Raw genomic sequence first — 23539 nt, 5'->3', positions numbered from 1 at the left:
TCACCAGTCCCCCGCAGCCCCCATCCACAGCGCCACCGCGGCCGCCGCCGCAGTCTCCGCCCGCAGAATCCGCGGCCCCAGTGCTATCCCGATCGCCCTGGGATGCGCCTTGATCGCCTCGCGCTCGGCATCGTCGAAGCCGCCCTCGGGCCCGATCAGGATCGCCGCCGGGCCCGGATTGGCCCGCATCGCATCCACCGCCGGCACGCCGCCGGTCTCGTCGGCGAAGAACAGCACGCGCTCCCCGGGCCAGTCGCGCAGCAGCGCCGGCAGCTTCACCATCGCCTCGAGCTGGGGCAGGGCGGTGCGCCCGCATTGCTCGGCCGCCTCGATCATGTGCGCGCGCAGCCGCTCGAGGTTGAGCTTGTCGACCACCGCGCGGCGGGTGAGCACCGGCACCAGCCGGTCGACCCCCAGCTCGCAGGCCTTCTCCGCGATCCAGTCGATCCGCCCCTTCTTGATCGGCGCGGCGCACAGCCACAGGTCGGGCACCGGCTCGCGCTCGCGCAGCTGGTCGGTCACTTCGAGGATCAGGTCGCGCTTGCCGATCTGGCGCGCGACCCCGGCCCATTCGCCGGTCCTGTCGTCAAACAGCTTGATCGCCTCGCCGAGCTTTATCCGCATCACCGAGATCAGATAATGCGCCTGCGGCCCATCGATCCTGATCTCGCCGGGCGAGAGGGTGGTCTCGACGAACAGGCGCGGGGCGGACTGGGGCGGCCAGGCGGGCGTAGCGGGCATCTGCCTGCTCTAGCCGTGGAGCGCGCCCCGCGTCACTCCCTTGGCTCGCTTAATGGACGGTCCGGAATGACCCAAATTACTTTCGTCTCTCGATAGACATCACATTATTGAAGGTTCAATGTGGCGTAGATAATGGTTAACGATGATGAGGAAGGGGCACTGAATGGCTGAAGCAGAGATCGGTATAGGTTCCACGGTGCAGCTGAAGTCGGGCGGTCCGGTGATGACTGTCGAAAATATCGGGCAAAGATCTTCTGGAGGCCCACTGCATGCGTGGTGCCAATGGTTTGAGAAGAATAAACTCGAAACAGGAGTATTTCCTCTGACCTCGCTTGAATTTTACAGCTAAGCCGTCGATGCCGCGCCCCACGTAGGGCGCGGTGTCATCATGGCGTCGGTTGAGCTCTAGTCGCCCATGCCGCCGCCCGGCCCCATGCCACCGCCGCCAAAGCCACCGCCACCGCCGCCGCGGCGCCGGCCGCCGCCATGGCCGCCCATGCCGCGTCCGCCGCCACCGCGCTTGCCAGGCTTGAAGCTCGATGCCTCGAGCTTGGGCAGCTCGCTCTTCTCGATCTTGCCGTCGCCATTCTTGTCGAGCAGCGCGAAGCGCTTGTCGGCGGCGATGCGGAACTCGCGCGCATCCACGCCGCGATCGAAATTGGTGTCGGCCACCACCACCGGCTCGGGATAGTCGAAATAGCCGAAGCGCGCCGCGCCCTGCGCGACATAGGTCGCCTTGGGCCGGGGCGAATCGCTGTCACCGCTCCCCTCGGTCGATTCGGGTTCGGTGCCCATATAGCCGCCGACCCGGATCATCGGGGCGACCACCGTTTCGTAATTCTCGATCTCGTCGGGATCGATCTCGCCGTCCTTGTTCTTGTCGAGCGTCGCGAAGAAGCGCGCGGCATCGGCTTCCATCTCGTCCTGCGTGAGGATGCCGTCATGGTTCGTGTCGGCCTTGTCAAACCAGATATTGGGCGCATCGGGCCCGCGGAACGGCTCGCCCATCGGGCTGATGAAGAAATTGGGCGTGCTGTCGGCCAGGGCGGGGCTGGCGATTGCGGCAAGGGTCAGGCTGGCAAGGATAAGGCGCATCGGATGTTTCCGGAATGAAAGGATCCGATCCTGCCCTCTGCGCAGTTTGTCGCAGAATTATGCCAGATTGTTGCGGGCTTGATCTTTCCTCCCGCCGCGCGGAGACGGGACGCATGGCAGAAGCGCAGCAGATCGTTCCGGATACCGAGCATCGCGGGCTGGTGGGCCTGCTCCCCAGCGGCTGGCGGCCCTATGCGCTGCTCGCCCGCTTCGACCGGCCGATCGGCTGGTGGCTGCTGTTCTGGCCCGGCGCCTGGGCGGTCGCGCTGGCCAAGGGTGCGGTCGAGCGCTGGGATCTGATCCTCTGGCTGCTGGTCGGCAGCATCGCCATGCGCGGCGCGGGCTGCGTCTTCAACGATATCGTCGATCGCGACCTCGACCGCCAGATCGCCCGCACCCGAAGCCGCCCGGTGGCGAGCGGCGCGGTGTCGGTGAAGGCCGCCACGCTCTGGCTCGCCGCGCTGTGCCTGATCGGGCTGGTCGTCTGGTTCCAGCTCCACTGGCCCGCGCGCCTCGTCGCGCTGGCCAGCATCGCCCCGGTTGCCGCCTATCCCTTCATGAAGCGGATCACCTGGTGGCCCCAGGCCTGGCTCGGCCTGGTCTTTTCCTGGGCGGCTTTGGTCGGCTGGGTGGAGATCGGCGGCCAGCCTTTGCTGCCGCTCGCACTGCTCTATGCCGGCTGCATCGCCTGGGTGATCGGCTACGACACGATCTACGCGATCCAGGACATCGAGGACGATGCGCTGGTCGGCGTCCGCTCCTCGGCGCGGGCGATGGGCAGCCATGTCCGGGGCGGCGTCACTGCCTTCTACCTGATCGCGCTGGCCTGCTGGGGCGCCGCCTTCTGGCAGATGCGTCCCGATCCTCTCGCGCTGGCGGCGCTGCTGCCGATGGCGCTCCACCTGCTCTGGCAGGTCGCCACGCTCGATCCGCAGGACGGCACCAACGCGCTCGCCCGCTTCCGTTCGAACCGCAATGCCGGCCTGCTGATGTTCGCCGCCTGCTTTGTCGTCGGACAGACGCTTTGACGTTCCGCCTCCGGCTCCCTAAGTCCCCTCGATGCTGACCATCTCCGAAGCCTGCGAACGCGCCGCCGATGTCGTCGCCCGCGCGCGTGCAGCCGGCGCCGATGCCGCCGATGCCGTGTTCGCCGCCGACAGCTCCCAGTCGATCTCGGTGCGCATGAGCGAGCTCGAGGATATCGAGCGCTCGGAGAGCGAGGAGCTCGGCCTGCGCGTGTTCGTCGGTCGCCGCTCGGCCAGCGTCTCCACCTCGGACCTGAGCGCCGCCGCGATGGACATGCTCGTCGAGCGCGTTGTGGCCATGGCCAGGGAAGCGCCCGAGGACAAATGGGCCGGCCTCGCCCCCGAGGACCGGCTGCTCCGCGGCAGCCCGCCGATGCTCGACCTCGACGACGGCGCCCATGTCGATCCGCCAACGCTCAAGGCCCGTGCGCTGCTGGCCGAGGAAGCCGCGCGCGCGGTCGTGGGCGTGACCAACAGCGAAGGCGCCAGCGCCGGCGCCTCGCGTTCGGTGATGACGCTCGCGACCAGCCATGGCTTCACCGGCGGCTATGCCCAGACCAGTCATGGCATCTCGGCCAGCGTGCTCGCCGGTACCGGCGGCGGCATGGAGCGCGACTATGCGCATCACTCCGCACGCCACGCCGCGATGCTCGAAGCGCCCGAGGCGATCGGCCGGCTCGCCGGCGAGCGCGCGGTGGCGCGGCTCGATCCGGCGAAGATTCCCAGCGGCGCGATGCCGGTCGTCTTCGATCGCCGCGTCTCGTCCGGACTGATCGGCCATTTCCTCGGCGCGATCAGCGGCTCGGCGATCACCCGCAAGACCAGCTTCCTGCTCGACAGGCTCGGCCAGCAGGTCTTCGCCAAGGGTGTGACGATCTGCGACGATCCGCATCGCCCGCGCGGCCTGCGCTCGCGCCCCTTTGATGGCGAGGGACTGCCGGTCCAGCCGGTCAAGCTGGTCGATGCCGGCCTGCTCGAGACCTGGCTGCTCGAAAGCGCCTCGGCCCGCCAGCTCGGGCTGGAGCCGACCGGCCATGCCTCGCGCGGGATCGGCGGCGCGCCGGGCGTAGCGCCGTCCAACCTCTATATGGAGGCAGGCCATATCCCGGCCGAGACGCTGGTCGGCGAGATCGAATATGGCATCCTCGTCACCGAGCTGATCGGCCAGGGCGTCAACGGCGTCACCGGCGACTATAGCCGCGGCGCGGCGGGCTTCCTGATCGAGAAGGGCGAGATCACCCGTCCGGTCTCGGAGATCACCATCGCGAGCAACCTTAAGGACATGTTCCTGGCGATGACGCCGGCGAACGATCTCGAGTTCCGCTACGGGATCAACGCGCCGACCCTCCGCATCGACGGGATGACCATCGCCGGTGCCTGAGGCCGGTCTCGCCTCCGAAGTCGCGGCGATCGCCGCGGAGGCCGGGCGGCTGGCGATGGCGCGCTGGGATACCGACTTCAAGCGCTGGGAGAAGGTGCCGGGAAGTCCGGTCTGCGACGTCGATCTCGAGGTCGATTCGCTGCTCCGCATCCGGCTCGCGGCGCTGCTGCCCGACGCGGGCTGGCTGTCCGAGGAGACCGCCGACAATGCCAAACGGCTGGCCGCGCGGCGCATCTGGGTGGTCGATCCGATCGACGGCACCCGCGACTATCTGCGCGGGCGCCCTGGCTGGGCGGTGTCGATCGCGCTGGTCGAGGACGGCCAGCCGGTGATCGGCGTGCTCGACGCGCCGGCACGGGGCGAGGTCTGGATCGCCGAGGCAGGAAAGGGCGCCTTCCGTAACGGTACGCGCCTCGGCGTCGCCCCGCGCGACATGCTCGCCGGAGCCCGGGTACCCGCCGACCAGCTGCCCAGGGTCGACAGCGATCTTGTGATGGTCGCCAAGCCCAATTCGATCGCGCTGCGCATCGCGATGGTCGCGGCGGGCGAGGCCGACCTGCTCGCCACGATCCGCTGGGGCAATGAATGGGACGTCGCCGCCGCGGTGCTGGTCGCGCGCGAGGCGGGCGCGGCGATCACCGACGCGCTCGGCCGCCCGCTCGGCTTCAACACGCCGAGCGGCCAGGCCTTCGGCGTGCTCGCGTCCGCACCGGGCATCCACGCCGCCGCAGTCGAGCGGCTGGCAGATCGTGCAAGGGAAGTGCTGGAGAAATGAGCATGGCCGATGGCCCGATCGTCCTGATCAACCGGTTCGACATGGCGCCCGAGCATCAGGCGCGGGTGCTCGCGCTCCTCACTGAAGTGACCGAGCAGATCGTCCGTCACGCATCCGGTTTCCTCGGCTCGACCCTGCACCGCGGCCTCGACGGCCAGTCGGTGACGATGGTCGCGCGCTGGGAGAGCCAGGCCGCGTACGAAGCGATGCGCGCCGATCCGCGGCCCTTGCCGTGGTTCCAGCAGGCGCTGGAAGTCTCCACCTTCACCCTCGGCATGTACGAAGCCGTCGAGGAATTCCGCCCCGCCTAGCGCACCGCCACCGCGATCAACGCAGTCGACGGAATTGGCAGGATCGCCCGCCCCTCCGCCATCCGCCGCACCTCGGCAACCACTTCCGCCCGCTGGCCCTCGTCGAGCGCCACCCAGTCCGGGCTCATCCCGAACAGCTCGTCCGGCGTATCGAGCTGGCTGATGCCGAGCGGGAAGTCGTGCACCACCATTTCGATCTTCGGCGGCTGGAACCCCGCATCGACCATCGCTGCCGACAACCATTCCGGATCGCCCAGCGCCACCGCGCCCTCGGGCAGTTTAGTCTTGCCGTCGAGCCGGGGGAACAGCCGCCGGCGGATCTGCGAGAGCAACAGGAAGGTCGCCGCGCCTTCGCTCTGCCAGGCGGCGAGCACGCCGAGGCCGCCGGGCCTGGTCACCCGCGCCATCTCGGCCAGGCCCTTGCGCCAGTCGGGGAACATGATGACGCCGAACACCGAGAAGCTGACATCGAAGCTCGCGTCCGGCAGGTCGAGCGCCTGGCCGTCCATCACTTCCGCATCGACATTGGGCAGCCCCGCCGCCGCGATCCGCGCGACCATGCCCGGGGAGAAGTCGGTGGCGAGGACATAGGCACCGCTCCGTGCCGCCGCGAGCGCCAGCGCACCGGTACCCGCCGCCACGTCGAGCACCTGCATGCCGGGCGTAAGCGTCACTCGGGCCAGCGCCTCCTCGGCGAATTGCGCGGTGAAGGGATGGGCGGTGCGCTCGTAATTGGCCGCCGCATCGTCCCAGTGGGCGGGGTTCTCGTGCTTGTTCTCGGTCATGGGCAGCCTTTCGCGAATCATGTAACATGATAAGTATCGTGAAAGGCCGCGCTTGCCAACCGGCCGCGCGGACCCGAGGAAGGATCGATGCGAAAGGACAGTCGCCTATCCCGGATGCTCCATGTGCTGCTCCACATGGCGCGGCACGACGGGCCGATGACGTCGGAGCACATCGCGAAGATGCTCCAGACCAATCCGGTGGTGGTCCGCCGGACGATGGCCGGGCTGCGCGACGCCGGCTATGTCCGTTCGGAAAAGGGCCATGGCGGCGGCTGGGCGATCGCCGCCGACCTGGAGAAGGTCTCGCTACTCGACATCCACCGCGCGGTGGGCGGGCCGAGCCTGTTCGCGATCGGTGCCGAGCATGAGAACCCGGCCTGCGCGGTCGAGGCGGCAGTCAACGAAGCGCTGGAGGATGCGTTGCGCGAGGCGGAGGCTTTATTGGTGGCACGGTTGGGCGCGGTCAGCCTCGCCGAGCTGGCCCGCAGCTTCGATGCGCGCTGCGTGGCGGGCGGCTGGCCGCATCCGGGCGGATCCTAGGGCGAAACGCCGAAACCGGGTCAATCGGCAACCCCCTCATGCCGATCAGGTACAAGGACATGCCATGACTGCCTCCATCAGCCTTGCCCGCGTGACGCGTGCGGATGCGCCGCTGCTGGACCGGATCTGGCAGTTCTACGAACTCGAGTCGTCGTCATGGTCCGAATGTGACCTCGACGAGACTGGGCGATTCACCTCGCTGTCCGGCTTCCTGGAGCGACTGGGAGACCCCGATTCCTTCGACTGGGCATATCTGATCCGTCACGAAGGTCAGCTTGCGGGCCTGTTGCTGGTCGGTCGTCAGAATTTTCGCGGCCGCGAGATCATGGAATTCGCCGATCTGTACGTGCTGCCAAAACACCGCGGGAAAGGGATCGCATCCGAGGTGCTCCGTCAGACGGTGCTGGCCTCGGAAGAGCCATGGCTGATCTGCGTATTCCGGAAGGATCAGGCGGCACTGACCTTCTGGCGCCGAGCGTTCGAGCGCCTGCCATTCTCGTCGGTGCGCGAGAGCGTGCCGCCGGAGGTCCTCGATCTGCACGAGTTCATCGTCAACGAGACGATCTAGTGGCGCCCCACAAAGGTGTCGGACGCTGTCGCGCCTTACCCGTCTTCGCCCTGATACTTGATCTGCAGATACCGCCCGCGGGTCGCCAGCGCGTCGACGTCGCCCTGGGCCAGTTGCGACGTCATCTCGGCGATCTCGTCGTCGATCAGCTGCAGGCCCTGGGCGAGCTGCTGGTCCGGGGTCAGGCCGTTGCGCTCCACCCGGCGCAGCGGCTCGGGAACGCGGGCATAGCCCTTGACCAGCTCGGGCAGCTGCTCGCCGACCAGCTTGCGCACTTCCATCGCCGCCGGGCTGTTCTCGTCGAGCGTGGCGAGCTGCGGGGTGAGCGTCTCCAGCTTCACCCCGATCGAATCGACCAGTCCACGCACCGGGGAGGGCAGGGCAGGGCGCTGCGTCTCCAGCCAGCGCTCCGTGGAGCGCGGCAGTGCCTTGAGCGGGATCTCCGCCAGCTTCTCGACATTCACCGGCGCGCTCGCCGGCAGCACCGCGAAGAGCATCGTCGCCGCGATCAGCAGCAGCCCGACCAGCATCGCGCCCATGATCCCCAGCGGCGAGACGATCAGCGCAAAGGCGATCGCCCCGGCGATGATCGCGCCGTCCGCCGCCGCGATCCGCCCGAGGCGGCGGACCACTTCGGCCTCGCGGTGCTGGCGGTTGCGACCGGAGACCGCCACATCGGTGCGGCTGCGCACCCGGTTGAGCGTATCCCCGATCCGGTTCAGTTCGCGATCGACATCGGTGGGCACGGCTTACATCGCCTCCAGCTTGAACGTCTCCGCCCCGCTCGAGACCTGATTCTGCGAAGCCCCCTCGGCGCGGGCGATATAACCCTTCGACTTCTCGACTTCGTTCGACAGCGTGTTGACCGTGGTCTTCATGCTGTCGAGCGCCTTGAGCTTGAACGTGTCGATCGCGTCCATCGTGTCGTAAATGTTCTGGAACGCGCGCTGCAGCGTCTCGACCGGGATGGTCGAGTTCGCCGCCTGCTCGTGGATCGCCGCCGACTGGCTCTTGAGCAGCGCGCCGGTCGAATCGATCAGCCCGGCCGTGGTCGAGTTGAGCGCGGTGATCTGGTCGAGCACCAGCTTCTGGTTGGTCAGCGCCTGCGCCACGGTCACCGCGGTGCGCAGCGCCGATACGGTGGTGGTCGAAGCGCGGTCGACGCCCTTCACCAGCTCGACATTGTTCTTCTTGACCAGGTCGAGTGCCAGATAGCCCTGCACCGTCACCGCCATCTGGGTGAGCAGGTCGGTGGTGCGCTGGCGGACGTAGAAGAGCGCGGTCTCGCGCAACGCCTTGGCCTTGGCCGGATCGGTGTGATCCAGCTCGTTGGCCTTGTCCTCGATCTTCGCGTCCATCGCCTTGGACAGATAGATCATCTGCTCGAGCCGGCCCATCGAGGCCCACAGGTTCTGCCGCTCGGTGTCGATCGCGGCATTGTCCATCAGCAGCTCGTCCTTGCCGTTGGCCAGGCTCTTGAGGATGCCGTTGATGTGCGTCTGCGACGACTGGTACTTGCGGAAATATTGCTGCATCCCGCCGCCGAAGATCTTCGACAGGAAGCCGCCGCCCCCGCCGATCAGCTTGCCGTTCTGGCTGGGATCGAGCTCCTCCACCTTCTTGCGCAGCGCGAGCAGATCGGCGCCGACGCCGTCATTGCCCATCGCCTTGACCGGCCGGTCGAGGAAGCGGTTGGACTGGCCGGCCGCGTCGCGGATCTCCTTCTGGCCCATCGCCGCGATCGCATCGACGCGCTTGCCGAACTCGGGCGAGTTGACATCCTGCGCGACGAGATCGTCGATGAAGCCGTCGACCCGCGCTTCCAGCTCGGTCTTCTTCTTGTCGTCCACCGGCACCAGCCCGGCCGCCTTTTCGGGCGCGACGACCTTCACCGGCTCGGGCGGGGTGAGCACCAGATCCTGATCGGCCACCAAGGTCTCGCTTGCCATGCGTACGTCTCCAAAGCTGTCCGGTGCCCAGCATAGGGACATCCGGACCGCAGTCCAACTGTGTCGTTTATGTAATACACCAACGCGCCCGCGCCAAGGGCCGCTATCCTCAGCGGGTTTCGCTTTTCACCTGGCTCGACCGGTAGATCTGCTCGCCATTGCGCAGCACGGTCAGGCTGCAGCCATTCTGCGGCACTGCGGTACCGGCGCAGAAGCGGGCGCCGTCCTTGGCGCCGTCGCCCTCGCTGGTCGTGCCCTTGGCGGCGGAGAGGAACACCGGCTCGCCCGAACCGGCGACCAGTACATGGCAGGTGCCGCTGCTCGAATCGCGGCAGTTGAGCAGCAGCTTGCCGGTGGTGAAATCGGCGTCGAGCACCAGGCTCACGCTCTGCTTCTCGGTCTTGGCCGCCGAGCAGCCCGCGAGCAGCACCAGCGCCAGCAACAGACTCTTCTTCATCGCCTTACTCCTTCGCCGCCAACATTGGCGCGGCTGGCCGCAGGAATAGCGGCACGAAAGGATCGTTGAACAGCCGTTCCGTTCATCCGCCGGTCAGCCTCCGCCCCGATAAATCGCGTCCGGGTTCGAAAAGGGGGACTTCCCTGCATCATCGGTTGCGCGTTGCGGCACTGCCGGTCCTGCTGGTGCTTGGCGGCGCCGCGCCCGCGCCCGATCCTGCGATATCCTATGAACTCGCCCCCGAGATGCAGGGCGACGCGATCGCCGCGCTCGACGTCACGATCCGGCTGAAGGCGGACAAGTCCGGCACCACCATGATCGACTGGGTCGACAGCTGGGCCGGCGAGCGCAGGCTCGGCCAATGGGCGCGCGACATCCGCGTCGAAGGCGCCAGCTCGACCGCACCTGCCCCCAATGGCGGCCGGATCGTCCGCTCGGCGCCCGGTGCCGCACTGGTGATGCGCTACCGGATCGTCTCGGCCTATGATGCCGATCCCACTGCCGGCAGCAGCGAGCAGGCGCATCCGGTGGTTCGGCCCGGCTGGTTCTATTCGGTCGGCGAGGTCCTCTATGCCCGCCCGGTCGATCGCGACGAGGCGCCTGCCCGCTTCATCTGGAAGGGACCGAAGAGCCTCGGCTTCGCTTCGGACACCGAGCATGCCACCGGCCTGGGCGGCCATCCGCGCACCGTCGGCGACATCCTCGAGAGCATCGCGATCGGCGGGCGCGACCTGTCCGTCTCCACCGTCTCGCTCAACGGCGCGCCCGTCCGCGTCGCTCATATCGGCAGCTTCAATTTCGACGTGCAGGCCTTCGACAAGCTTGCCCAGCAAGTCGTCTCGGTCGAGCGCGATTTCTGGCGCGAGGACAAGGCCGGTCCCTTCCTGATCACCGCCATCCCGCTCGCCTCGGTGCCCGGCCGGCTCAGCTATGGCGGCACCGGCCGCAGCGATGCCTTCGCCACCTGGATCGATCGCGACGCGCCGCTCTCCGGGCTCGCCTGGCTGCTCGCGCATGAATATTTCCACAGCTGGAACGCCCGCCAGCTCGGCCGCTTCCCGCAACAGGCCGAGCCCGAAGCCTATTGGCTGAGCGAGGGCTTCACCGATTTCTACGCCCGCCGGCTGATGCTGCGGGCCGGGTTGTGGACGCCGGAGCAGTTCGTCACCGACTGGAACGAGATGCTGCGCGCCTATGCCGCCTCGTCCTACCGGGCGACCGGCAATGTCGCGGCCGCCGCCAAATTCTGGAGCGGGGACTATGATGCGGAGAAGATCCCCTATCAGCGCGGGGCGATGCTCGCGGCACTCTGGGACCGGCAGCTCCAGGCGAAGGGCCTGGGCGATCTCGACACGGTGCTGCGCGCCCAGCTCGCCCGGACCCGCAATGCAAAGGAGCCGCCCCAGCTCACCGACGGGTTCGTCGCGGAGATCGGCCGCGCCGGCCTCGACATCCGCCCGGACCTCGACCGCTACCTCACCCGTGGCGAGCCGCTCCTCCTGCCCGAGGACGCGTTCGGCACCTGCGCCCGGCTGGTCACCGCTGATGTGCCGGTGTTCGAGCGCGGCTGGGATCCCGATGCCGTGTCCAAGGCGGGCAATGTGCTGACCGGCCTCGATCCTGCCTCCAACGCCTATGCCGCGGGGCTGCGCGACGGCATGAAGATCCTGCGCCGCGTCGCCGGCGAACCGGGCAATTCGGCGGTCGATTATGTGCTGGAGGTGCAGGACGGCGCGGAGAAGCGCAGCTTCACCTTCCGCCCGGCGGGCAGGAAGACGCTGCGCACCCAGCAGATCGTGCTCGACCCGGCCCGCTTCGCCGCCGAGCCGGACAGGTGCAAGGCGGCGCTGGCGGGGTAGCGCCGGCTAGCGCGCAGTGAATGCGCCGAACGCCAGCCAGCCGGTGCCCGACGCCTGGACGGCGTAGCTCTGGCCGGGCTTGAGCCTGAGGCCGGCCGGGGTGTCGTCGGCCTGCGAGAATCCCTTGGGGACCTTGGCGAACTCGACGCTGGCGATGCAGCCTTCGTCCCCGCCCGCGATCTGCCACAAGGGCTGGCCTCCCTTCGGCTCGCCTTCATAGACTTCGAGGTTGCGGATGCAGGCCGGCTTGTCGCTGGATATCCGCGAAAGCGAGAAGGTCGCGCGCCCGTCCTTCTGGTCGATCCGGATCTCCGCGCCCTGCTGGCAGGCGGCGAGGACGAAGCTCAAAAGGATGAGGATCGGCATTCGCTTACTGCGCATAGATGCCGGTGCCCTTGAGCTTCGCGCGCAGCCTGTCGGCCAGCGTGCGATTCTTCGGCACGTTCAGCGCGCGCTTCGCCGAGCCGAATTCGCCGACGATCTGCGCCTGCCCTTCCAGCGTCTCGTGGAACCAGTCATTGTTGCGCGAGCCATAGTCGTAGAGCTTGTCGGGATCATAGCCATGCGCCTTGAGCTCGGAGGCATAGCGGGTGCCGAACCGGGCGAAGCCGAGCGTCGCGTACTGCACCACATGCGTATATTCGTGCAGCAGCATCTCGATGCCGCGCAGCGAGTTCGAAAGGTCGCTGTGCGTGAGATATTTCAGGTCCGACTTGATGTAGATGGTGTTGCCCAGGGTGATCGCCGGATTGCCCTTGCGGAAGGCGATCGCCGCCCAGGCGGAAAGGCCCGCGCCCTTCACGATCCGCACATCGGCCGGATTGACCCGGCTGCCCCAGGCTTCCTGCACCAGCTGCGTCTCGACATGGGTCAGCCGCCGGGCGTGCCAGCCGCGGTCGAGATCGAGGATCCAGTTCGCCGTGGCATGCGGCAGCTTGCCGAGCGTGGTCATGAACTCCTGGAGCGCGGAGAGAAAATAGCCGCGTATCTCGCCGGCCGCCGCCGCGGCGGCAGAGCTGCCGGCGGCGATGATCCGCTCGACCAGTTCCTTCTCCGCCCTGTTCAGCAGCCGCCGGGCGATCGCGATCGGATCGGGGTTCATGCCGGCTAAACGCCGCGGGGTCGTTTCGGTCGCATCGTTCCTGCGAAAAAGAGCAGGTTCCGGCCCGATCCGCTCAATCTGCGGCGTCGCGTCCGGCCTTCAGCGTGCGGCCCCACCATTCCAGCTCGTCATACAGATGCCCGATCCAGCGCGTGTCCTTGCCGTCGGGGATGAAGCTGCCGCCCGCGGCCTTGCTCCACACGCTCATGATGTGGACCGACGCTTCCAGCGGCGCCATCCGCAGCTCGCGCGCCACCATGGTCAGCTGCTCGATCGAGCGTGCGCCGCCATTGCCGCCATAGCCGACAAAGGTCACCGGCTTGCGGTGCCATTCGGCATAGACGAAATCGAGCGCGTTCTTCAGCACCGCCGGGATGCCGTGATTATATTCGGGGCAGATCAGGATATAGCCGTCGGCACCCGCGATCTTCTCCGCCCAGCGCAACTGCAGCGGATCCTGGTAATCGCCCACCGCCGGCGGCCTGGCGAAGGGATAGAAGGGCAGGTCCCAGTCCTTCAGGTCGATCAGTTCGAGGTCGAGTGCCGCACGTTCGGCGGCGCCTTCGATCACCCAATGCGCCACCGGCTCCGCCATCCGTCCCTCGCGGACGGATCCCATGATGACGAGGATCTTCAGCGGCTCGGCCATGTTCTTCCCTTCATGCAATCGGCGCTGTCCTACACGGCGCTTTTGTGGTTCAGAATGACCGATGCGCGCACTTGCTCCAATTACCCTTTCGGCGGCCCTTGCCGGCCTGGCGCCTTGTGCCCATCTGACAGATAAGCGCCACGCGCGTGGATGTCGCGAACTTTGTGAACTTCCGCGCCGCGCACGCGATGGCGATTCAAGGGATTCAACATTTTCGGGGCGGGTCGTCTCGAAACCGGCGGCGAATCACCGGGCTTCCCGCAACGCACAAATTGCTGTACGGGCCCGCCAACTTACTTCCAGGATAGCATCATGAACCTCCGCAACGTGGCGATCATCGCGCACGTCGACCACGGCAAGACCACGCTCGTCGACCAGCTCTTCCGTCAGTCCGGCACCTTCCGCGACAACCAGCGCGTCGAAGAGCGCGCGATGGATTCGAACGACCTCGAAAAGGAGCGCGGCATCACCATCCTGGCGAAGCCGACCTCGGTCGAGTGGGCGCCTCCGGGTGGAGGCGAGCCGGTTCGCATCAACATCGTCGATACCCCGGGTCACGCGGACTTCGGCGGTGAAGTGGAGCGCATCCTCTCGATGGTCGACGGCGTGATCCTGCTCGTCGACTCGTCGGAAGGCGCGATGCCGCAGACCAAGTTCGTCACCGGCAAGGCGCTCAAGCTCGGCCTGCGCCCGATCGTGGTCGTCAACAAGATCGACCGTTCGGATGCGCGCGTGCAGGAAGTGCTCGACGAAGTGTTCGATCTGTTCGTCACGCTCGAAGCCAATGACGAGCAGCTCGACTTCCCGGTGCTCTACGCCTCGGGCCGCAACGGCTATGCCTCGGACGATGCCGATGCCCGCGAAGGCACGCTGCAGCCGCTGTTCGAGAAGATCGTCGAGCATGTGCCGCCGCCCGCGCTCGACCAGGACGCGCCGTTCAGCTTCCTCGTGACGCTGCTCGATCGCGACAACTTCCTCGGCCGCATCCTCACCGGCCGCGTCCAGTCGGGCACGGTCAAGCTCAACCAGCCGATCCACGCGCTCGACGCCGACGGCAAGGTGATCGAGACCGGCCGCGCCTCGAAGATCATGACCTTCCAGGGTCTGGAGCGCGTGCCGACCGACGAAGCCAAGGCGGGCGACATCATCTCGCTGGCCGGCCTCACCGTCGCCACCGTGTCGAACACCATCGCCGACACCACCGTGTCGACCCCGATCCAGGCGCAGCCGATCGATCCGCCGACGCTGTCGATGCGCTTCGCCGTCAACGATTCGCCGATGGCGGGCCGTGAAGGTTCGAAGGTCACCAGCCGCATGATCCGCGACCGTCTCGAGCGCGAAGCCGAGTCGAACGTCGCGATCAAGGTCACCGAGAGCGAGGACAAGGACTCGTTCGAAGTCGCCGGCCGCGGCGAGCTTCAGCTCGGCGTGCTGATCGAGACGATGCGCCGCGAGGGCTTCGAGCTCGGCATCAGCCGTCCGCGCGTGCTGTTCGGCACCGATGACGACGGCAAGAAGACCGAGCCGTACGAAACCGTCGTGATCGACGTGGACGATGAATTCTCGGGCACGGTCGTCGACAAGATGAACCAGCGCAAGGCCGAGATGACCGACATGCGTCCCTCGGGCGGCGGCAAGACCCGCATCACCTTCTCGGCGCCGTCGCGCGGCCTGATCGGCTATCATGGCGAGTTCCTGTCGGACACCCGCGGTACCGGCGTCATGAACCGCCTGTTCGAGAAATATGGTCCCCACAAGGGCCAGATCGAAGGCCGCAAGAACGGCGTGCTGATCTCGAACGGCAATGGCGAAGCGCAGAGCTACGCCTTGGGCCCGCTCGAGGAGCGCGGCATCCTGTTCGTCGGTCACGGCGAGGCCCTGTACGAGGGCATGATCGTCGGCGAGAACGCCAAGACGGAAGACCTCGAGGTCAACCCGATGAAGGCGAAGCAGCTCACCAACTTCCGCGCCTCGGGCGGCAAGGACGACGCCGTCCGCCTGACCCCGCCGAAGAAGATGACGCTGGAGCAGGCGATCGCGTATATCGACGACGACGAGATGGTCGAAGTCACCCCGACCAAGATCCGCCTGCGCAAGCGCCACCTCGATCCGCACGAGCGCAAGCGCGCCAGCCGCGCGAAGCACGCTGCGTAAGCAATTCCCTCGTCATCCCGGCCTCGAGCCGGGGTGGCGAAAGGGCGTAGAGGCCGGAGGGCTTTCCTACAGACGGCTATCTGTGATTAGCTCCGTCTAGTCCCCAGTGGACCGGGCGGAGTTTTTTCATGTTGCTGACGATGCTGGCCCTGATTGCCGCGCAGGATGCGCCGGGCACGCTCAACCAGCCGAAACAGGCGGCGGACGGCAAGCAGAGCTGGTCGATCCTCAACGATCCCTGCGCTGCGGCGCGGACCAGGGACGAGATCGTCGTGTGCGGCCAGGGCGCTCCGCCCGATCCACGCCTGCCGCTGCCTGGCGAGCGCGGCCCGCCCGACCGGCCGATGCCGAGCAACCCGGACGTGACCGGCATCGGCGCGCTAAACGCCTCGATCGCGCCCTGCGCGACCCGGTCGGAGGGTTGCACGACCGGCATCAACATCCTCGGCATGGGCACCGCCCTGATCCGCGGCGTCGGCAAGGTGATCGACCCGAACAGCTGCTGCGAGGAGCCGGGCGAGTCGACCAACCCGGTCAAGCTGGTCGGCGACGCGATCAGCGGGGTCGGGCGCGCCTTCAAAAAGAAGCCCGACAAGACCGGCCGCGTCGCCATCGACCTGAACGGCCTCCCGCCGCCCGAGACGCGGCAGATGCGCGACCTCGAGGTGCGCCTCCCGCTGCCCTGATTGTCATTGGCACCGGTGTCATCTAGCCTCGGTCCAAATAGATTCGGGAGGGATGGGATGCGCAAGGCTGTTGTCGTCGGATGGGTTCTGGCGCTGTCGTGCGGCATGGCGCAGGCGCAGACCGCGCCGCAGGAGCGTCCGCCGGCGGTGCCGATCAAGGCCTCGAAGATCATCCTGGTCGGCGATTCGACCACCCAGGTGCTGTCGGGCTGGGGCGGCAGCTTCTGTGCCACCCATGTCACCAGCTTCGCCGCCTGCGTGAACCTCGCTCGGGGCGGGCGCAGCACGTACAGCTATCGGGCCGAGGGCAGCTGGGACCTGGCTCTGGCCGAAATGAAGACGCCGGGCTTCGTGAAGACCTATGTCCTCATCCAGTTCGGCCATAACGACCAGCCGGGCAAGCCGGGTCGCTCGACCGACCTCACCACCGAATTCCCGGCCAATCTGAAGCGCTATGTCGAGGAGACGCGCGCCGCCGGTGCCGAGCCGATCTTGCTGACCCCGCTCACCCGCCGCCAGTTCAAGGCCGGCAAGCTCGACCGCGATCTCGATGCCTGGGCCGCGGCGATCCGCAAGGTGGCGGCGGAGATGAACGTGCCGCTGGTCGATCTCAACAAGCGCAGCGCCGATGCCGTCGAAGCGCTGGGCCCGTCGATGGCCAACCGCTTCGCTCAGGTCGCGCCGGCCCGCGAAGTCTCCGCGGCGGCGCTGACCGGCACGACGATCGCCAACCCGGCTGCCGCAGCCGCCGCGCCCTCGGCGCCGCAGAACAACGCCGCGGTCGAGCCGCTCGGCGATGCCAAGCTGGCCTTCGACTATACGCATCTGGGGCCGGTGGGCGCCGATTTCTTCTCGAAGATGGTGGCCGACGAGCTGGCAGTGGCGGTGCCGAAGATGCGCCCGCTGCTGGTGCCGTGATCGGTCTTGCAATGTAGGATTTCGCCTGCTTGGCTCGGGCGGCCGGGGGTCTTGTCCGGCCGCTCTTTGATTTCGTTGGAAAGATAGGATCAGGCGGCCGCAAGCAAGTTGCGCAAAGCCGCCGATCGAGGCGCTTCAGGGCGCGCGCTAGGCCGCGCAGGTCATGAACTTAGTGAACTTCCGCGAGTCGCCTGGCGGTGCGCTGTTGGACCCGGGTCCTAGCTGCCCAGTTCCAGGATCACCGCCCATTCGTCGTCGCGGACGGGGGTGACCGAGAGGCGGGACTGGCGGAGGACTTCGAGCTTGGCCAGCCGGGGCTCGGCCTTGAGCATGGCGAGCGTCACCGGCTTGCCCAGCTTGCGCACCGGCTTCACCGCGACGCTGGCCCATTTGCCGTCATCGCCATCCGCCTGCCAGGCGCGGGTGATCTCCATGATCCCGACCGCGGCCTTTTCGGTGTTCGAATGGTAGAAGAGCGCCTGGTCGCCCGGCTCCATCTCCTTGAGGAAGTTGCGCGCGGTATAGTTGCGCACGCCGTTCCACTCGGTGGCGCCCTCCTTGATCAGGTCATCCCAGCCATAGACATCGGGTTCGGAGCGGAGGAGCCAGTAGCGCATGCCGGGTCCTTAACCAGCTAAACCGCCGCTTAACAGCCGATTCCGAACCAGTTCAGGCTCCGCGCGTTATCTCCCTGACCTCAGCGCCGCGACTCGTCCCTCCTCGGGCAGCCGAAGGCGCCAGCAGTTGAGGAGGAAAGTATGTTCAAGTTCGCGCAGAGGGTCGTACTCGGCTTCGCAATGGGTGCCGCGGCGCTCACCGCTTTTGCCCCGTCGGCCGAGGCACAGCGGTATCGCGGCGGCTATGGCCACCATTATCGCGGCCATGACGACACCGGCACCGCGATCGTCGCGGGCATCGCCGGCCTCGCCATCGGCGCGGCGATCGCCAGCAGCAACAACGACCGCCGCTACGACTATGATCGCGGCTACTACCGCGACCACGGCTATTACCCGACCGACGGCTATTATTATCGCAACCACTACCGCTCCTATCGCGGCTATTGCGAGACCCGTCGCGTCTGGGATCCGTATCTCGATCGCCCGGTCCGGGTGCGCTACTGCCGCTAACACTTTCGGGGGGCTGGCCTAGGGTCGGTCCCCCTCGTTACGCTGGGGCATGGGCACCGATTCGCACTTCCAGCCGCAGCTGACCGCCGATCCTTCCGATCCGTACAAGCGGGAGGCCCAGACCTTTCCCGAACTCAACGACGACATGGCCGGGCGGGTCACCGCCTTCGGCACCGTCGAGGAACTGCCCGAAGGCGGTCCGCTGTTCGACCGGGGCGACCGCAGCGTCGACTTCTTCCTCATCCTCGAAGGCGCGGTCGAGGTGCTCGACGTCGATGCCAAGGGGCATGAGCATGTCGTTCATGTCCACGGCGCCCGCCAGTTCACCGGCGAGCTCGACCTGTTCAACGACCGCAAGATCCTGGTCTCCGCCAGGGCCAGGCCCGGCACTCGGGTTGCCAGAGTGGGCCGGCTCGAGTTCCGCCGGCTGATCTCGGCCGAGCCGGACATCGGCGAAGTGGTGATGCGCGCCTTCATCCTGCGCCGGGTGGGGATGATGCTCCACGGCGAGGCCGGCATCGCGCTGATCGGGCCCGCCCATGCCGCCGCCACCGCGCGGATCGAGAGCTTCCTGCGCCGCAACGGCCTGCCGCACCGCCAGATCGACACCGAGACCGACGCCGATGCCGGCGGCTTCCTCGAATGCTTCCGGCTCAGCCTCGAGGACCTGCCGGTCGTCGTGGTCCGCGGCCAGACTTTCCGCCGGCCGAGCAACGGCCAGGTCGCCGATGCACTGGGCCTCACCGTCGATCTCGATCCCGACCATGTCCATGACGTCGCCGTGGTCGGCGGCGGGCCAGCGGGGCTGGCCTCGGCGGTGTACGCCGCTTCGGAAGGGCTCGACACGATCGTGATCGAATCGATCGCGCCGGGCGGGCAGGCGGGGACCAGCTCGAAGATCGAGAATTACCTGGGCTTCCCGACCGGCATCTCGGGCCAGGCGCTGGCCGGGCGGGCGCAGGTGCAGGCGCAGAAGTTCGGTGCGCGGCTGCTGGTATCGCGCGGGGCGGTGGGGCTCGACTGTTCGGGCGTGCCCTTCACCGTCCGGCTCGACGACGGCACCGAGATCCGGTCGCGGGCGGTGGTCGTCGCCACCGGTGCGCGCTACCGCAAGCTCGACCTGCCGCGCTATGCCGAGCTGGAGGGCAACGGCATCTATTATGCCGCGACCAACATGGAGGCCGGGCTGTGCGCCGGGCAGGAAGTGGTGGTGGTCGGCGGCGGCAACTCGGCGGGGCAGGCGGCGATCTACCTCGCCCGCAGCGCCGGGCACGTCCATATCCTGGTGCGCGGCAAGGGGCTGGCCGACACCATGTCGCGCTACCTGATCGAGCGGATCGAGGCATCGGACCGGATCACGCTCCATCCCTTCACCGAAGTGACCGAGCTGGAGGGCGAGCGGCATCTGGAGGGGCTGCGCTGGACCGACCGCCGGACCGGCGAGACCAGCCGGCGCAAGGCCGGGGCGCTGTTCGTGATGATCGGCGCGGTGCCCTCGACCGACTGGCTCGACGGTTGCCTGGAACTCGATCCGACCGGCTTCGTCCGGACCGGCAGCGGCGAGACCTTCTTCTGCTCGTCCAAGCCCGGGATCTTCGCGGTGGGCGATGTCCGCTCGGGCTCGGTCAAGCGGGTCGCGTCCGGGGTGGGCGAGGGATCGGTGGTGGTCTCCTCGATCCACCGCTACCTTGAAAGCCTGCGCCAATAGCGGCAAAGGGCTGGGCCATGAGTGACACGCCTCCGGACCGCCTGTCGGTCAACCAGAACAGCCCCTATTTCCAGCGCGAGCTGCTGGAGCGCGGCATCGGCATCCGCTTCAAGGGCGTCGAACGCCGCGACGTCGAGGAATATTGCATCTCCGAAGGCTGGATCCGCGCCGCGCTCGGCAACAAGGTCGACCGCAAGGGCAACCCGCTGACGATCAAGCTAAACGGCCCGGTCGAGGCATGGTTCGAGCGTCCGGCGGCTGGCGGCGAGACGGAAGAGGGCGCCGAGGGCTGATCTTCGGCGGATCGTCGGTTGAGCGATTCATTGAATCTCTTGAATCCCTGACGCGTGCGCGGGGCATCGGCCTCGCGTGCTCGGGATGGGGTTCGACGGTGAGAAAGAGCCTGTCGAGGGTGACAGGCGGAATCCTATTTTGGAAGCCCGATTACCCCTTCTCCCTCTGGGAGAAGGAGGGGCCCGCGGCCTAAGGGCGTGGGAGGATGAGGGTCGATACGCCTCTGGCCGCGTCGTTCGCGGACAGGCCGCCCTCACCCAACCCTCTCCCAAAGGGAGAGGGCTTTATGGACTCACGCCGAAAACGCCGCCCGTGCCGCGTCCTCGAAGGCCTTGAGCGCGGCCATGTGGGGGAAGGGGCCGTGGCTGATGCGGGCCACGCCGGTCTGCGCCACCGCCTTCGCCTCGGGCGCGCCGGGGAAGGCCATGAAGTTTACCGGCAGCGGCACCGCCTTCGCCACGCGCTCGAGTAGGGCGAGGTCGGCGAGGCCGGGGACGAAGAAGCCGCTGGCGCCGGCATCGGCATAGGCCTTGCCGCGCTCGATCGCCTCGTCGGCCATCGCTGCGTCATGCGTGTCGCCCTTTGCGATCAGGAAGATGTCGGTGCGGGCGTTGAGGAAGAAGTCCGGGCCGACCGTCCAGCGGATCGCGGCGATGCGGGCGGACTGGTCCTCGATTGTGTGCATGACGCGCGCGGGCGTGCCGTTGCTGGCGACGACCTGGTCCTCGAAATTGCAGCCGATCGCGCCGGTGGCGGCGAGCTTCTCGACATTGGCGGCGACCGCGTCGGGATCGACGGCATAGCCGCCCTCGAAATCGACGCTGACCGGCAGCGCCACCGCGCCGACGGTGCGCCGGGCATTGGCGAGCGCGAGGTCGAGCGGCAGCGCTTCGGCATCGTCGAAGCCGTGCGCGGTGGAGACCGAGGCGCTGCCGGTGGCGATCGCCTTTGCTCCGGCGCGCTCGGCGGCGCGGGCGCTGCCCGCGTCCCAGACGTTGAACAGGATGACCGGATCGCCGGGAACGTGCAGCGCGGCGAAGCTCTGATACTTGGACATACGGGAACCCCTCTCGTTCCCGGATTGTTCTAAAGAGGTAACGACGCCGGGGCAAGGGGGCCGTAGCGTCGCTTTGCCAGCATGCTGCCAAATCCCGCCAATTCGGCATGCGTGCGACGACATATCCCCGTTTCGGCGCAAGCTTGCTTTGCCCGGACTCGTCGCGCTGGGGCAGCTTCGCGCCGGCGGGGAGGGCGGCTGGCTGCAGGTCGCTCGATCCTCGAAATCCGAACGGAGGGGCACATATGGCGAGCGATTCCAGTTCGGCCGCGCGGCCGAATATCCTGCTGATCACCTGCGACCAATACAGGTTCCCGCGCTTCTCCTATGGCGACGAAGCCGGGCTGCTCGACTCCCTGAAGCAGATCCTCGGCTTCCAGGGCGAGGTCGATCCGGCGACCAACCCCTATGCGCAATATTTCCCCGGCCTGCTCAAGCTGCGCAACCGGGCCGCGGTGCTGCGCAACCACACCATCGCTGCATCGGCCTGCACGCCGAGCCGCACGGTGATCTACACCGGCCAATACGGCACCAAGACCGGCGTCACCCAGACCGACGGGCTGTTCAAGAACGGCGATTCGCCGAACTTCCCCTGGCTGGCGCCCGACGGCATCCCGACGCTGGGCAGCTGGATGCGTCAAGCGGGCTACACCACCCATTATTTCGGCAAATGGCACGTCTCCAATCCGCCCGATCACAGCCTCGATCGCTACGGCTTCGACGATTGGGAGCCGAGCTATCCCGAGCCCCACGGCGCCCAGCCCAACAATCTGGGCGTCTATCGGGACTTCGGCTTCACCGACACTGCCTGCGCCTTCATCCGGCGCAAGGGACTCGCGCTCGACTATGACCGTGTCTATGCCGCGATGAGCGCGCGCGACCCGGCATCGACCGGGCCGGACACGAACGACATCCCGCCCTGGTTCGCCGTCGCCTCGTTCACCAATCCGCACGACATCGCCACCTATCCCGGCGTGATCGCCCAGGCGCTGCCGGGGGATGGGCCGCGCGGGACCCAGTCGATCTTCGGGCCGCTCACCGTGCCGACCGCCGACGAGCGGGCGATGCAGCCCAAGCCGGGGACGATGCAGCCCTGGCTCAACCCGGACGGCTTCCCCCAGGAATGCAGCTACGACAAGGCGTCGCTCACCCAGGACGAAGACCTGTCGACCAAGCCGACCGCGCAGCATGAGGCGGCCTACAAGGTCGGGTTGGCGCTGGCGGCCAAGGGCGGGTTCAACCTGGTCGCCAACCTCGTCCCCGCCTTCGAGAGCAAGGGCTATGACCCGAGCACGGCAGAGGCGTTCGAGGCGGCGGTCGAGTTCTCGCTGCGCAGCTGCATTCCCTTCCAGCTCTCCGGCGATGCCGAGGGCGGGATGCGCGCCTTCCTGCAATTCTATGGCTGGCTGCACGCGGTGGTCGACGTCCATATCAACGCGGTGCTCACCGCGCTCGAGGAATCGGGCCAGGCGGGCAACACGGTCGTGATCTTCCTGTCCGATCACGGCGAATATGCCGGCGCGCATGGCGGCATGATCGAGAAATGGTACACCGCCTATCAGGAGGCGCTGCACGTGCCGGTGGTGGTGCAGTTCCCCGATCCCGACGGCACGGCGTCGGCGAACCCGGGCGGCATCGCGCCCGAACCGGCGCAGATCGACGCGCTGACCACGCATATCGACATCGTGCCTACGGTGCTCGGCTTTGCAGGCGTGACGCCCGAGCAGCGCCATGCGATCGGCGACCGGATGGCGGGCAGCCGCCCGGTGCCGCCGCTGCCGGGCGTCGACCTGTCCCGGCTGATCGTGAACGCGGTGGACGGCGCGCGGGTAGAGGAGCCGATCATCGAGCCAGACGGGCAGGTGCGCGAGGGTGTGCTGTTCATCACCGATGACGAGATCACCGCACCGCTGCCCTTCGAGCGGACCGCGCAGGAAAAGCACAGCTATGAGGAGTTCGCAGTCTACAAGGCGGTGGTCGACAAGGTGATCCGCGGGGTGCGCGGGCATCCTGGCGTGACGCTGTCGCCGGGATCGGTGCACCAGCCCTGCCATGTCCGCTGCGTGCGGACGCTGCACCACAAGCTGGCGCGCTATTTCGATCCCTCGGGCCAGGTGCCGCAGCAATGGGAGATGTACGACCTGCGCAGCGATCCCAACGAAGCGGTGAACCTGGTCGATGTGATGGCCTCGCCGCCGACAGCCCGCGCGGACCTGCCCGATCGCGAGGCCGTGCAGGCGGATGCCGACCGGCTGGCGAAGCTGCTCGAAAGGCTGGAGCGGCGGGATTTGTGAAGTTGTGGCGGAGAGGGGTGGTGCGCGGCACTGCCCCTCTCCCCGGCCCTCTCCCCGCGAGCGG

The 23539-nt window shown here is 67.5% G+C and carries 26 protein-coding genes; 15 read left to right on the top strand and 11 right to left on the bottom strand.

Annotated features, from left to right (window positions below):
* Complete coding sequence (locus J2W22_RS00700) at positions 1 to 741, bottom strand: 16S rRNA (uracil(1498)-N(3))-methyltransferase (RefSeq protein WP_307116352.1); 741 nt, start codon at positions 739 to 741, stop codon at positions 1 to 3.
* A 163-nt stretch (positions 742 to 904) separates the two neighbouring features.
* On the opposite strand from J2W22_RS00700, the gene J2W22_RS00695 reads away from it, so the two are divergent.
* Positions 905 to 1090, top strand: coding sequence for a YodC family protein (locus J2W22_RS00695; protein ID WP_307116351.1), 186 nt, complete (start codon positions 905 to 907; stop codon positions 1088 to 1090).
* 56 nt (positions 1091 to 1146) lie between these two features.
* On the opposite strand, the gene J2W22_RS00690 is transcribed toward J2W22_RS00695, so the two are convergent.
* Positions 1147 to 1836, bottom strand: a complete 690-nt coding sequence (locus tag J2W22_RS00690; RefSeq protein ID WP_307116350.1) for an EF-hand domain-containing protein — start codon at positions 1834 to 1836, stop codon at positions 1147 to 1149.
* A 113-nt stretch (positions 1837 to 1949) separates the two neighbouring features.
* Between J2W22_RS00690 and ubiA the strand changes: the two genes are divergently transcribed.
* From ubiA to J2W22_RS00670, 4 genes are read left to right on the top strand one after another with little or no spacing between them, the layout of a single operon-like run.
* Complete coding sequence (gene ubiA / locus J2W22_RS00685; RefSeq protein WP_307116349.1) at positions 1950 to 2864, top strand: 4-hydroxybenzoate octaprenyltransferase; 915 nt, start codon at positions 1950 to 1952, stop codon at positions 2862 to 2864.
* Between the two features lie 31 nt (positions 2865 to 2895).
* Positions 2896 to 4242 carry a TldD/PmbA family protein gene (locus tag J2W22_RS00680; RefSeq protein WP_307116348.1) on the top strand — a complete coding sequence of 449 codons (1347 nt, stop codon included), beginning with the start codon at positions 2896 to 2898 and terminating at the stop codon, positions 4240 to 4242.
* Complete coding sequence (locus J2W22_RS00675; protein WP_307116347.1) at positions 4235 to 5017, top strand: 3'(2'),5'-bisphosphate nucleotidase CysQ; 783 nt, start codon at positions 4235 to 4237, stop codon at positions 5015 to 5017. Before J2W22_RS00680 ends, J2W22_RS00675 begins: the two co-directional genes overlap by 8 nt.
* 2 nt (positions 5018 to 5019) lie before the next feature.
* Positions 5020 to 5328 (top strand): putative quinol monooxygenase, encoded by a 309-nt coding sequence (locus J2W22_RS00670; protein ID WP_307116346.1) that lies wholly within the window; start codon positions 5020 to 5022, stop codon positions 5326 to 5328.
* Here the strand turns inward: J2W22_RS00670 and J2W22_RS00665 are convergent.
* Positions 5325 to 6113, bottom strand: coding sequence for a class I SAM-dependent methyltransferase (locus tag J2W22_RS00665; protein WP_307116345.1), 789 nt, complete (start codon positions 6111 to 6113; stop codon positions 5325 to 5327). The genes J2W22_RS00670 and J2W22_RS00665 overlap by 4 nt on opposite strands.
* 87 nt (positions 6114 to 6200) lie before the next feature.
* Between J2W22_RS00665 and J2W22_RS00660 the strand changes: the two genes are divergently transcribed.
* Positions 6201 to 6653, top strand: a complete 453-nt coding sequence (locus tag J2W22_RS00660; protein ID WP_307116344.1) for an Rrf2 family transcriptional regulator — start codon at positions 6201 to 6203, stop codon at positions 6651 to 6653.
* A 64-nt stretch (positions 6654 to 6717) separates the two neighbouring features.
* Positions 6718 to 7221 carry a GNAT family N-acetyltransferase gene (locus tag J2W22_RS00655; protein WP_307116343.1) on the top strand — a complete coding sequence of 168 codons (504 nt, stop codon included), beginning with the start codon at positions 6718 to 6720 and terminating at the stop codon, positions 7219 to 7221.
* Positions 7222 to 7256: 35 nt separating this feature from the next.
* Here J2W22_RS00655 and J2W22_RS00650 read toward each other — a convergent pair whose 3' ends face one another.
* From J2W22_RS00650 to J2W22_RS00640, 3 genes are all read right to left on the bottom strand, one after another.
* The gene (locus J2W22_RS00650) at positions 7257 to 7967 is read right to left on the bottom strand and encodes a hypothetical protein (protein WP_307116342.1); all 711 of its coding nucleotides are present in this window, start codon (positions 7965 to 7967) and stop codon (positions 7257 to 7259) included.
* 3 nt (positions 7968 to 7970) lie between these two features.
* On the bottom strand, positions 7971 to 9170 hold the full coding sequence (locus J2W22_RS00645; protein WP_307116341.1) for a toxic anion resistance protein: 1200 nt from the start codon (positions 9168 to 9170) through the stop codon (positions 7971 to 7973).
* 109 nt (positions 9171 to 9279) lie between these two features.
* Positions 9280 to 9627 carry a hypothetical protein gene (locus J2W22_RS00640; protein WP_307116340.1) on the bottom strand — a complete coding sequence of 116 codons (348 nt, stop codon included), beginning with the start codon at positions 9625 to 9627 and terminating at the stop codon, positions 9280 to 9282.
* A gap of 155 nt (positions 9628 to 9782) precedes the next feature.
* Between J2W22_RS00640 and J2W22_RS00635 the strand changes: the two genes are divergently transcribed.
* Positions 9783 to 11486: a M61 family metallopeptidase gene (locus J2W22_RS00635; protein ID WP_307116339.1), complete on the top strand. Its 1704-nt coding sequence runs from the start codon at positions 9783 to 9785 to the stop codon at positions 11484 to 11486.
* Positions 11487 to 11492: 6 nt separating this feature from the next.
* On the opposite strand, the gene J2W22_RS00630 is transcribed toward J2W22_RS00635, so the two are convergent.
* The 3 genes from J2W22_RS00630 to J2W22_RS00620 form a co-directional block, all read right to left on the bottom strand.
* On the bottom strand, positions 11493 to 11852 hold the full coding sequence (locus J2W22_RS00630; RefSeq protein WP_307116338.1) for a hypothetical protein: 360 nt from the start codon (positions 11850 to 11852) through the stop codon (positions 11493 to 11495).
* Positions 11853 to 11856: 4 nt separating this feature from the next.
* On the bottom strand, positions 11857 to 12588 hold the full coding sequence (locus J2W22_RS00625; RefSeq protein WP_307116337.1) for a hypothetical protein: 732 nt from the start codon (positions 12586 to 12588) through the stop codon (positions 11857 to 11859).
* 73 nt (positions 12589 to 12661) lie between these two features.
* Positions 12662 to 13237 (bottom strand): NADPH-dependent FMN reductase, encoded by a 576-nt coding sequence (locus J2W22_RS00620; protein ID WP_307116336.1) that lies wholly within the window; start codon positions 13235 to 13237, stop codon positions 12662 to 12664.
* 312 nt (positions 13238 to 13549) lie between these two features.
* Here J2W22_RS00620 and typA point away from each other — a divergent pair, with 312 nt between their 5' ends.
* The 3 genes from typA (at position 13550) to J2W22_RS00605 (ending at position 16995) form a co-directional block, all read left to right on the top strand.
* The gene (gene typA, locus J2W22_RS00615) at positions 13550 to 15391 is read left to right on the top strand and encodes a translational GTPase TypA (protein WP_307116335.1); all 1842 of its coding nucleotides are present in this window, start codon (positions 13550 to 13552) and stop codon (positions 15389 to 15391) included.
* A 128-nt stretch (positions 15392 to 15519) separates the two neighbouring features.
* Entirely contained in the window at positions 15520 to 16077 is a 558-nt protein-coding gene (locus tag J2W22_RS00610) for a hypothetical protein (RefSeq protein ID WP_307116334.1), read from the top strand.
* Positions 16078 to 16134: 57 nt separating this feature from the next.
* The gene (locus J2W22_RS00605) at positions 16135 to 16995 is read left to right on the top strand and encodes a rhamnogalacturonan acetylesterase (RefSeq protein WP_307116333.1); all 861 of its coding nucleotides are present in this window, start codon (positions 16135 to 16137) and stop codon (positions 16993 to 16995) included.
* Positions 16996 to 17213: 218 nt separating this feature from the next.
* On the opposite strand, the gene J2W22_RS00600 is transcribed toward J2W22_RS00605, so the two are convergent.
* Entirely contained in the window at positions 17214 to 17612 is a 399-nt protein-coding gene (locus tag J2W22_RS00600; RefSeq protein WP_307116332.1) for an EVE domain-containing protein, read from the bottom strand.
* Positions 17613 to 17753: 141 nt separating this feature from the next.
* Here J2W22_RS00600 and J2W22_RS00595 point away from each other — a divergent pair, with 141 nt between their 5' ends.
* The 3 genes from J2W22_RS00595 to J2W22_RS00585 are packed head-to-tail and all read left to right on the top strand — an operon-like array spanning position 17754 to position 20123.
* A complete protein-coding gene (locus J2W22_RS00595; protein ID WP_307116331.1) occupies positions 17754 to 18122 on the top strand; it encodes a hypothetical protein in 369 nt (122 codons plus the stop codon).
* Positions 18123 to 18171: 49 nt separating this feature from the next.
* A complete protein-coding gene (locus J2W22_RS00590) occupies positions 18172 to 19830 on the top strand; it encodes an FAD-dependent oxidoreductase (RefSeq protein WP_307116330.1) in 1659 nt (552 codons plus the stop codon).
* 17 nt (positions 19831 to 19847) lie between these two features.
* The gene (locus J2W22_RS00585) at positions 19848 to 20123 is read left to right on the top strand and encodes a DUF3297 family protein (protein WP_307116329.1); all 276 of its coding nucleotides are present in this window, start codon (positions 19848 to 19850) and stop codon (positions 20121 to 20123) included.
* A gap of 293 nt (positions 20124 to 20416) precedes the next feature.
* Here J2W22_RS00585 and J2W22_RS00580 read toward each other — a convergent pair whose 3' ends face one another.
* Positions 20417 to 21181, bottom strand: coding sequence for an isocitrate lyase/PEP mutase family protein (locus J2W22_RS00580; protein WP_307116328.1), 765 nt, complete (start codon positions 21179 to 21181; stop codon positions 20417 to 20419).
* A gap of 245 nt (positions 21182 to 21426) precedes the next feature.
* Here J2W22_RS00580 and J2W22_RS00575 point away from each other — a divergent pair, with 245 nt between their 5' ends.
* Positions 21427 to 23475 (top strand): sulfatase-like hydrolase/transferase, encoded by a 2049-nt coding sequence (locus tag J2W22_RS00575; RefSeq protein ID WP_307116327.1) that lies wholly within the window; start codon positions 21427 to 21429, stop codon positions 23473 to 23475.
* Positions 23476 to 23539: the final 64 nt, after the last annotated feature.

Source organism: Sphingomonas kyeonggiensis, assembly GCF_030812785.1.
Classification (GTDB): Bacteria; Pseudomonadota; Alphaproteobacteria; order Sphingomonadales; family Sphingomonadaceae; genus Sphingomonas; species Sphingomonas kyeonggiensis_B.
The sequence above is the reverse complement of the archived record's forward strand: the minus strand, read 5'-3'. Positions and strand labels throughout refer to the sequence as shown.

What these genes read in the sequence shown, in the direction of transcription:
- J2W22_RS00680 (WP_307116348.1), top strand. Translation starts at nt 2,896, where the DNA reads ATGCTGACCATCTCCGAAGCCTGCGAACGCGCCGCCGATGTCGTCGCC.
- J2W22_RS00610 (WP_307116334.1), top strand. Translation starts at nt 15,520, where the DNA reads ATGTTGCTGACGATGCTGGCCCTGATTGCCGCGCAGGATGCGCCGGGC.
- J2W22_RS00640 (WP_307116340.1), bottom strand. Translation starts at nt 9,627, where the DNA reads ATGAAGAAGAGTCTGTTGCTGGCGCTGGTGCTGCTCGCGGGCTGCTCG.
- J2W22_RS00655 (WP_307116343.1), top strand. Translation starts at nt 6,718, where the DNA reads ATGACTGCCTCCATCAGCCTTGCCCGCGTGACGCGTGCGGATGCGCCG.
- J2W22_RS00645 (WP_307116341.1), bottom strand. Translation starts at nt 9,170, where the DNA reads ATGGCAAGCGAGACCTTGGTGGCCGATCAGGATCTGGTGCTCACCCCG.
- J2W22_RS00690 (WP_307116350.1), bottom strand. Translation starts at nt 1,836, where the DNA reads ATGCGCCTTATCCTTGCCAGCCTGACCCTTGCCGCAATCGCCAGCCCC.
- J2W22_RS00660 (WP_307116344.1), top strand. Translation starts at nt 6,201, where the DNA reads ATGCGAAAGGACAGTCGCCTATCCCGGATGCTCCATGTGCTGCTCCAC.
- J2W22_RS00630 (WP_307116338.1), bottom strand. Translation starts at nt 11,852, where the DNA reads ATGCCGATCCTCATCCTTTTGAGCTTCGTCCTCGCCGCCTGCCAGCAG.
- J2W22_RS00595 (WP_307116331.1), top strand. Translation starts at nt 17,754, where the DNA reads ATGTTCAAGTTCGCGCAGAGGGTCGTACTCGGCTTCGCAATGGGTGCC.
- J2W22_RS00700 (WP_307116352.1), bottom strand. Translation starts at nt 741, where the DNA reads ATGCCCGCTACGCCCGCCTGGCCGCCCCAGTCCGCCCCGCGCCTGTTC.
- J2W22_RS00620 (WP_307116336.1), bottom strand. Translation starts at nt 13,237, where the DNA reads ATGGCCGAGCCGCTGAAGATCCTCGTCATCATGGGATCCGTCCGCGAG.
- J2W22_RS00605 (WP_307116333.1), top strand. Translation starts at nt 16,135, where the DNA reads ATGCGCAAGGCTGTTGTCGTCGGATGGGTTCTGGCGCTGTCGTGCGGC.
- J2W22_RS00625 (WP_307116337.1), bottom strand. Translation starts at nt 12,588, where the DNA reads ATGAACCCCGATCCGATCGCGATCGCCCGGCGGCTGCTGAACAGGGCG.
- J2W22_RS00585 (WP_307116329.1), top strand. Translation starts at nt 19,848, where the DNA reads ATGAGTGACACGCCTCCGGACCGCCTGTCGGTCAACCAGAACAGCCCC.
- typA (WP_307116335.1), top strand. Translation starts at nt 13,550, where the DNA reads ATGAACCTCCGCAACGTGGCGATCATCGCGCACGTCGACCACGGCAAG.
- J2W22_RS00580 (WP_307116328.1), bottom strand. Translation starts at nt 21,181, where the DNA reads ATGTCCAAGTATCAGAGCTTCGCCGCGCTGCACGTTCCCGGCGATCCG.
- J2W22_RS00665 (WP_307116345.1), bottom strand. Translation starts at nt 6,113, where the DNA reads ATGACCGAGAACAAGCACGAGAACCCCGCCCACTGGGACGATGCGGCG.
- ubiA (WP_307116349.1), top strand. Translation starts at nt 1,950, where the DNA reads ATGGCAGAAGCGCAGCAGATCGTTCCGGATACCGAGCATCGCGGGCTG.
- J2W22_RS00600 (WP_307116332.1), bottom strand. Translation starts at nt 17,612, where the DNA reads ATGCGCTACTGGCTCCTCCGCTCCGAACCCGATGTCTATGGCTGGGAT.
- J2W22_RS00590 (WP_307116330.1), top strand. Translation starts at nt 18,172, where the DNA reads ATGGGCACCGATTCGCACTTCCAGCCGCAGCTGACCGCCGATCCTTCC.
- J2W22_RS00695 (WP_307116351.1), top strand. Translation starts at nt 905, where the DNA reads ATGGCTGAAGCAGAGATCGGTATAGGTTCCACGGTGCAGCTGAAGTCG.
- J2W22_RS00670 (WP_307116346.1), top strand. Translation starts at nt 5,020, where the DNA reads ATGGCCGATGGCCCGATCGTCCTGATCAACCGGTTCGACATGGCGCCC.
- J2W22_RS00575 (WP_307116327.1), top strand. Translation starts at nt 21,427, where the DNA reads ATGGCGAGCGATTCCAGTTCGGCCGCGCGGCCGAATATCCTGCTGATC.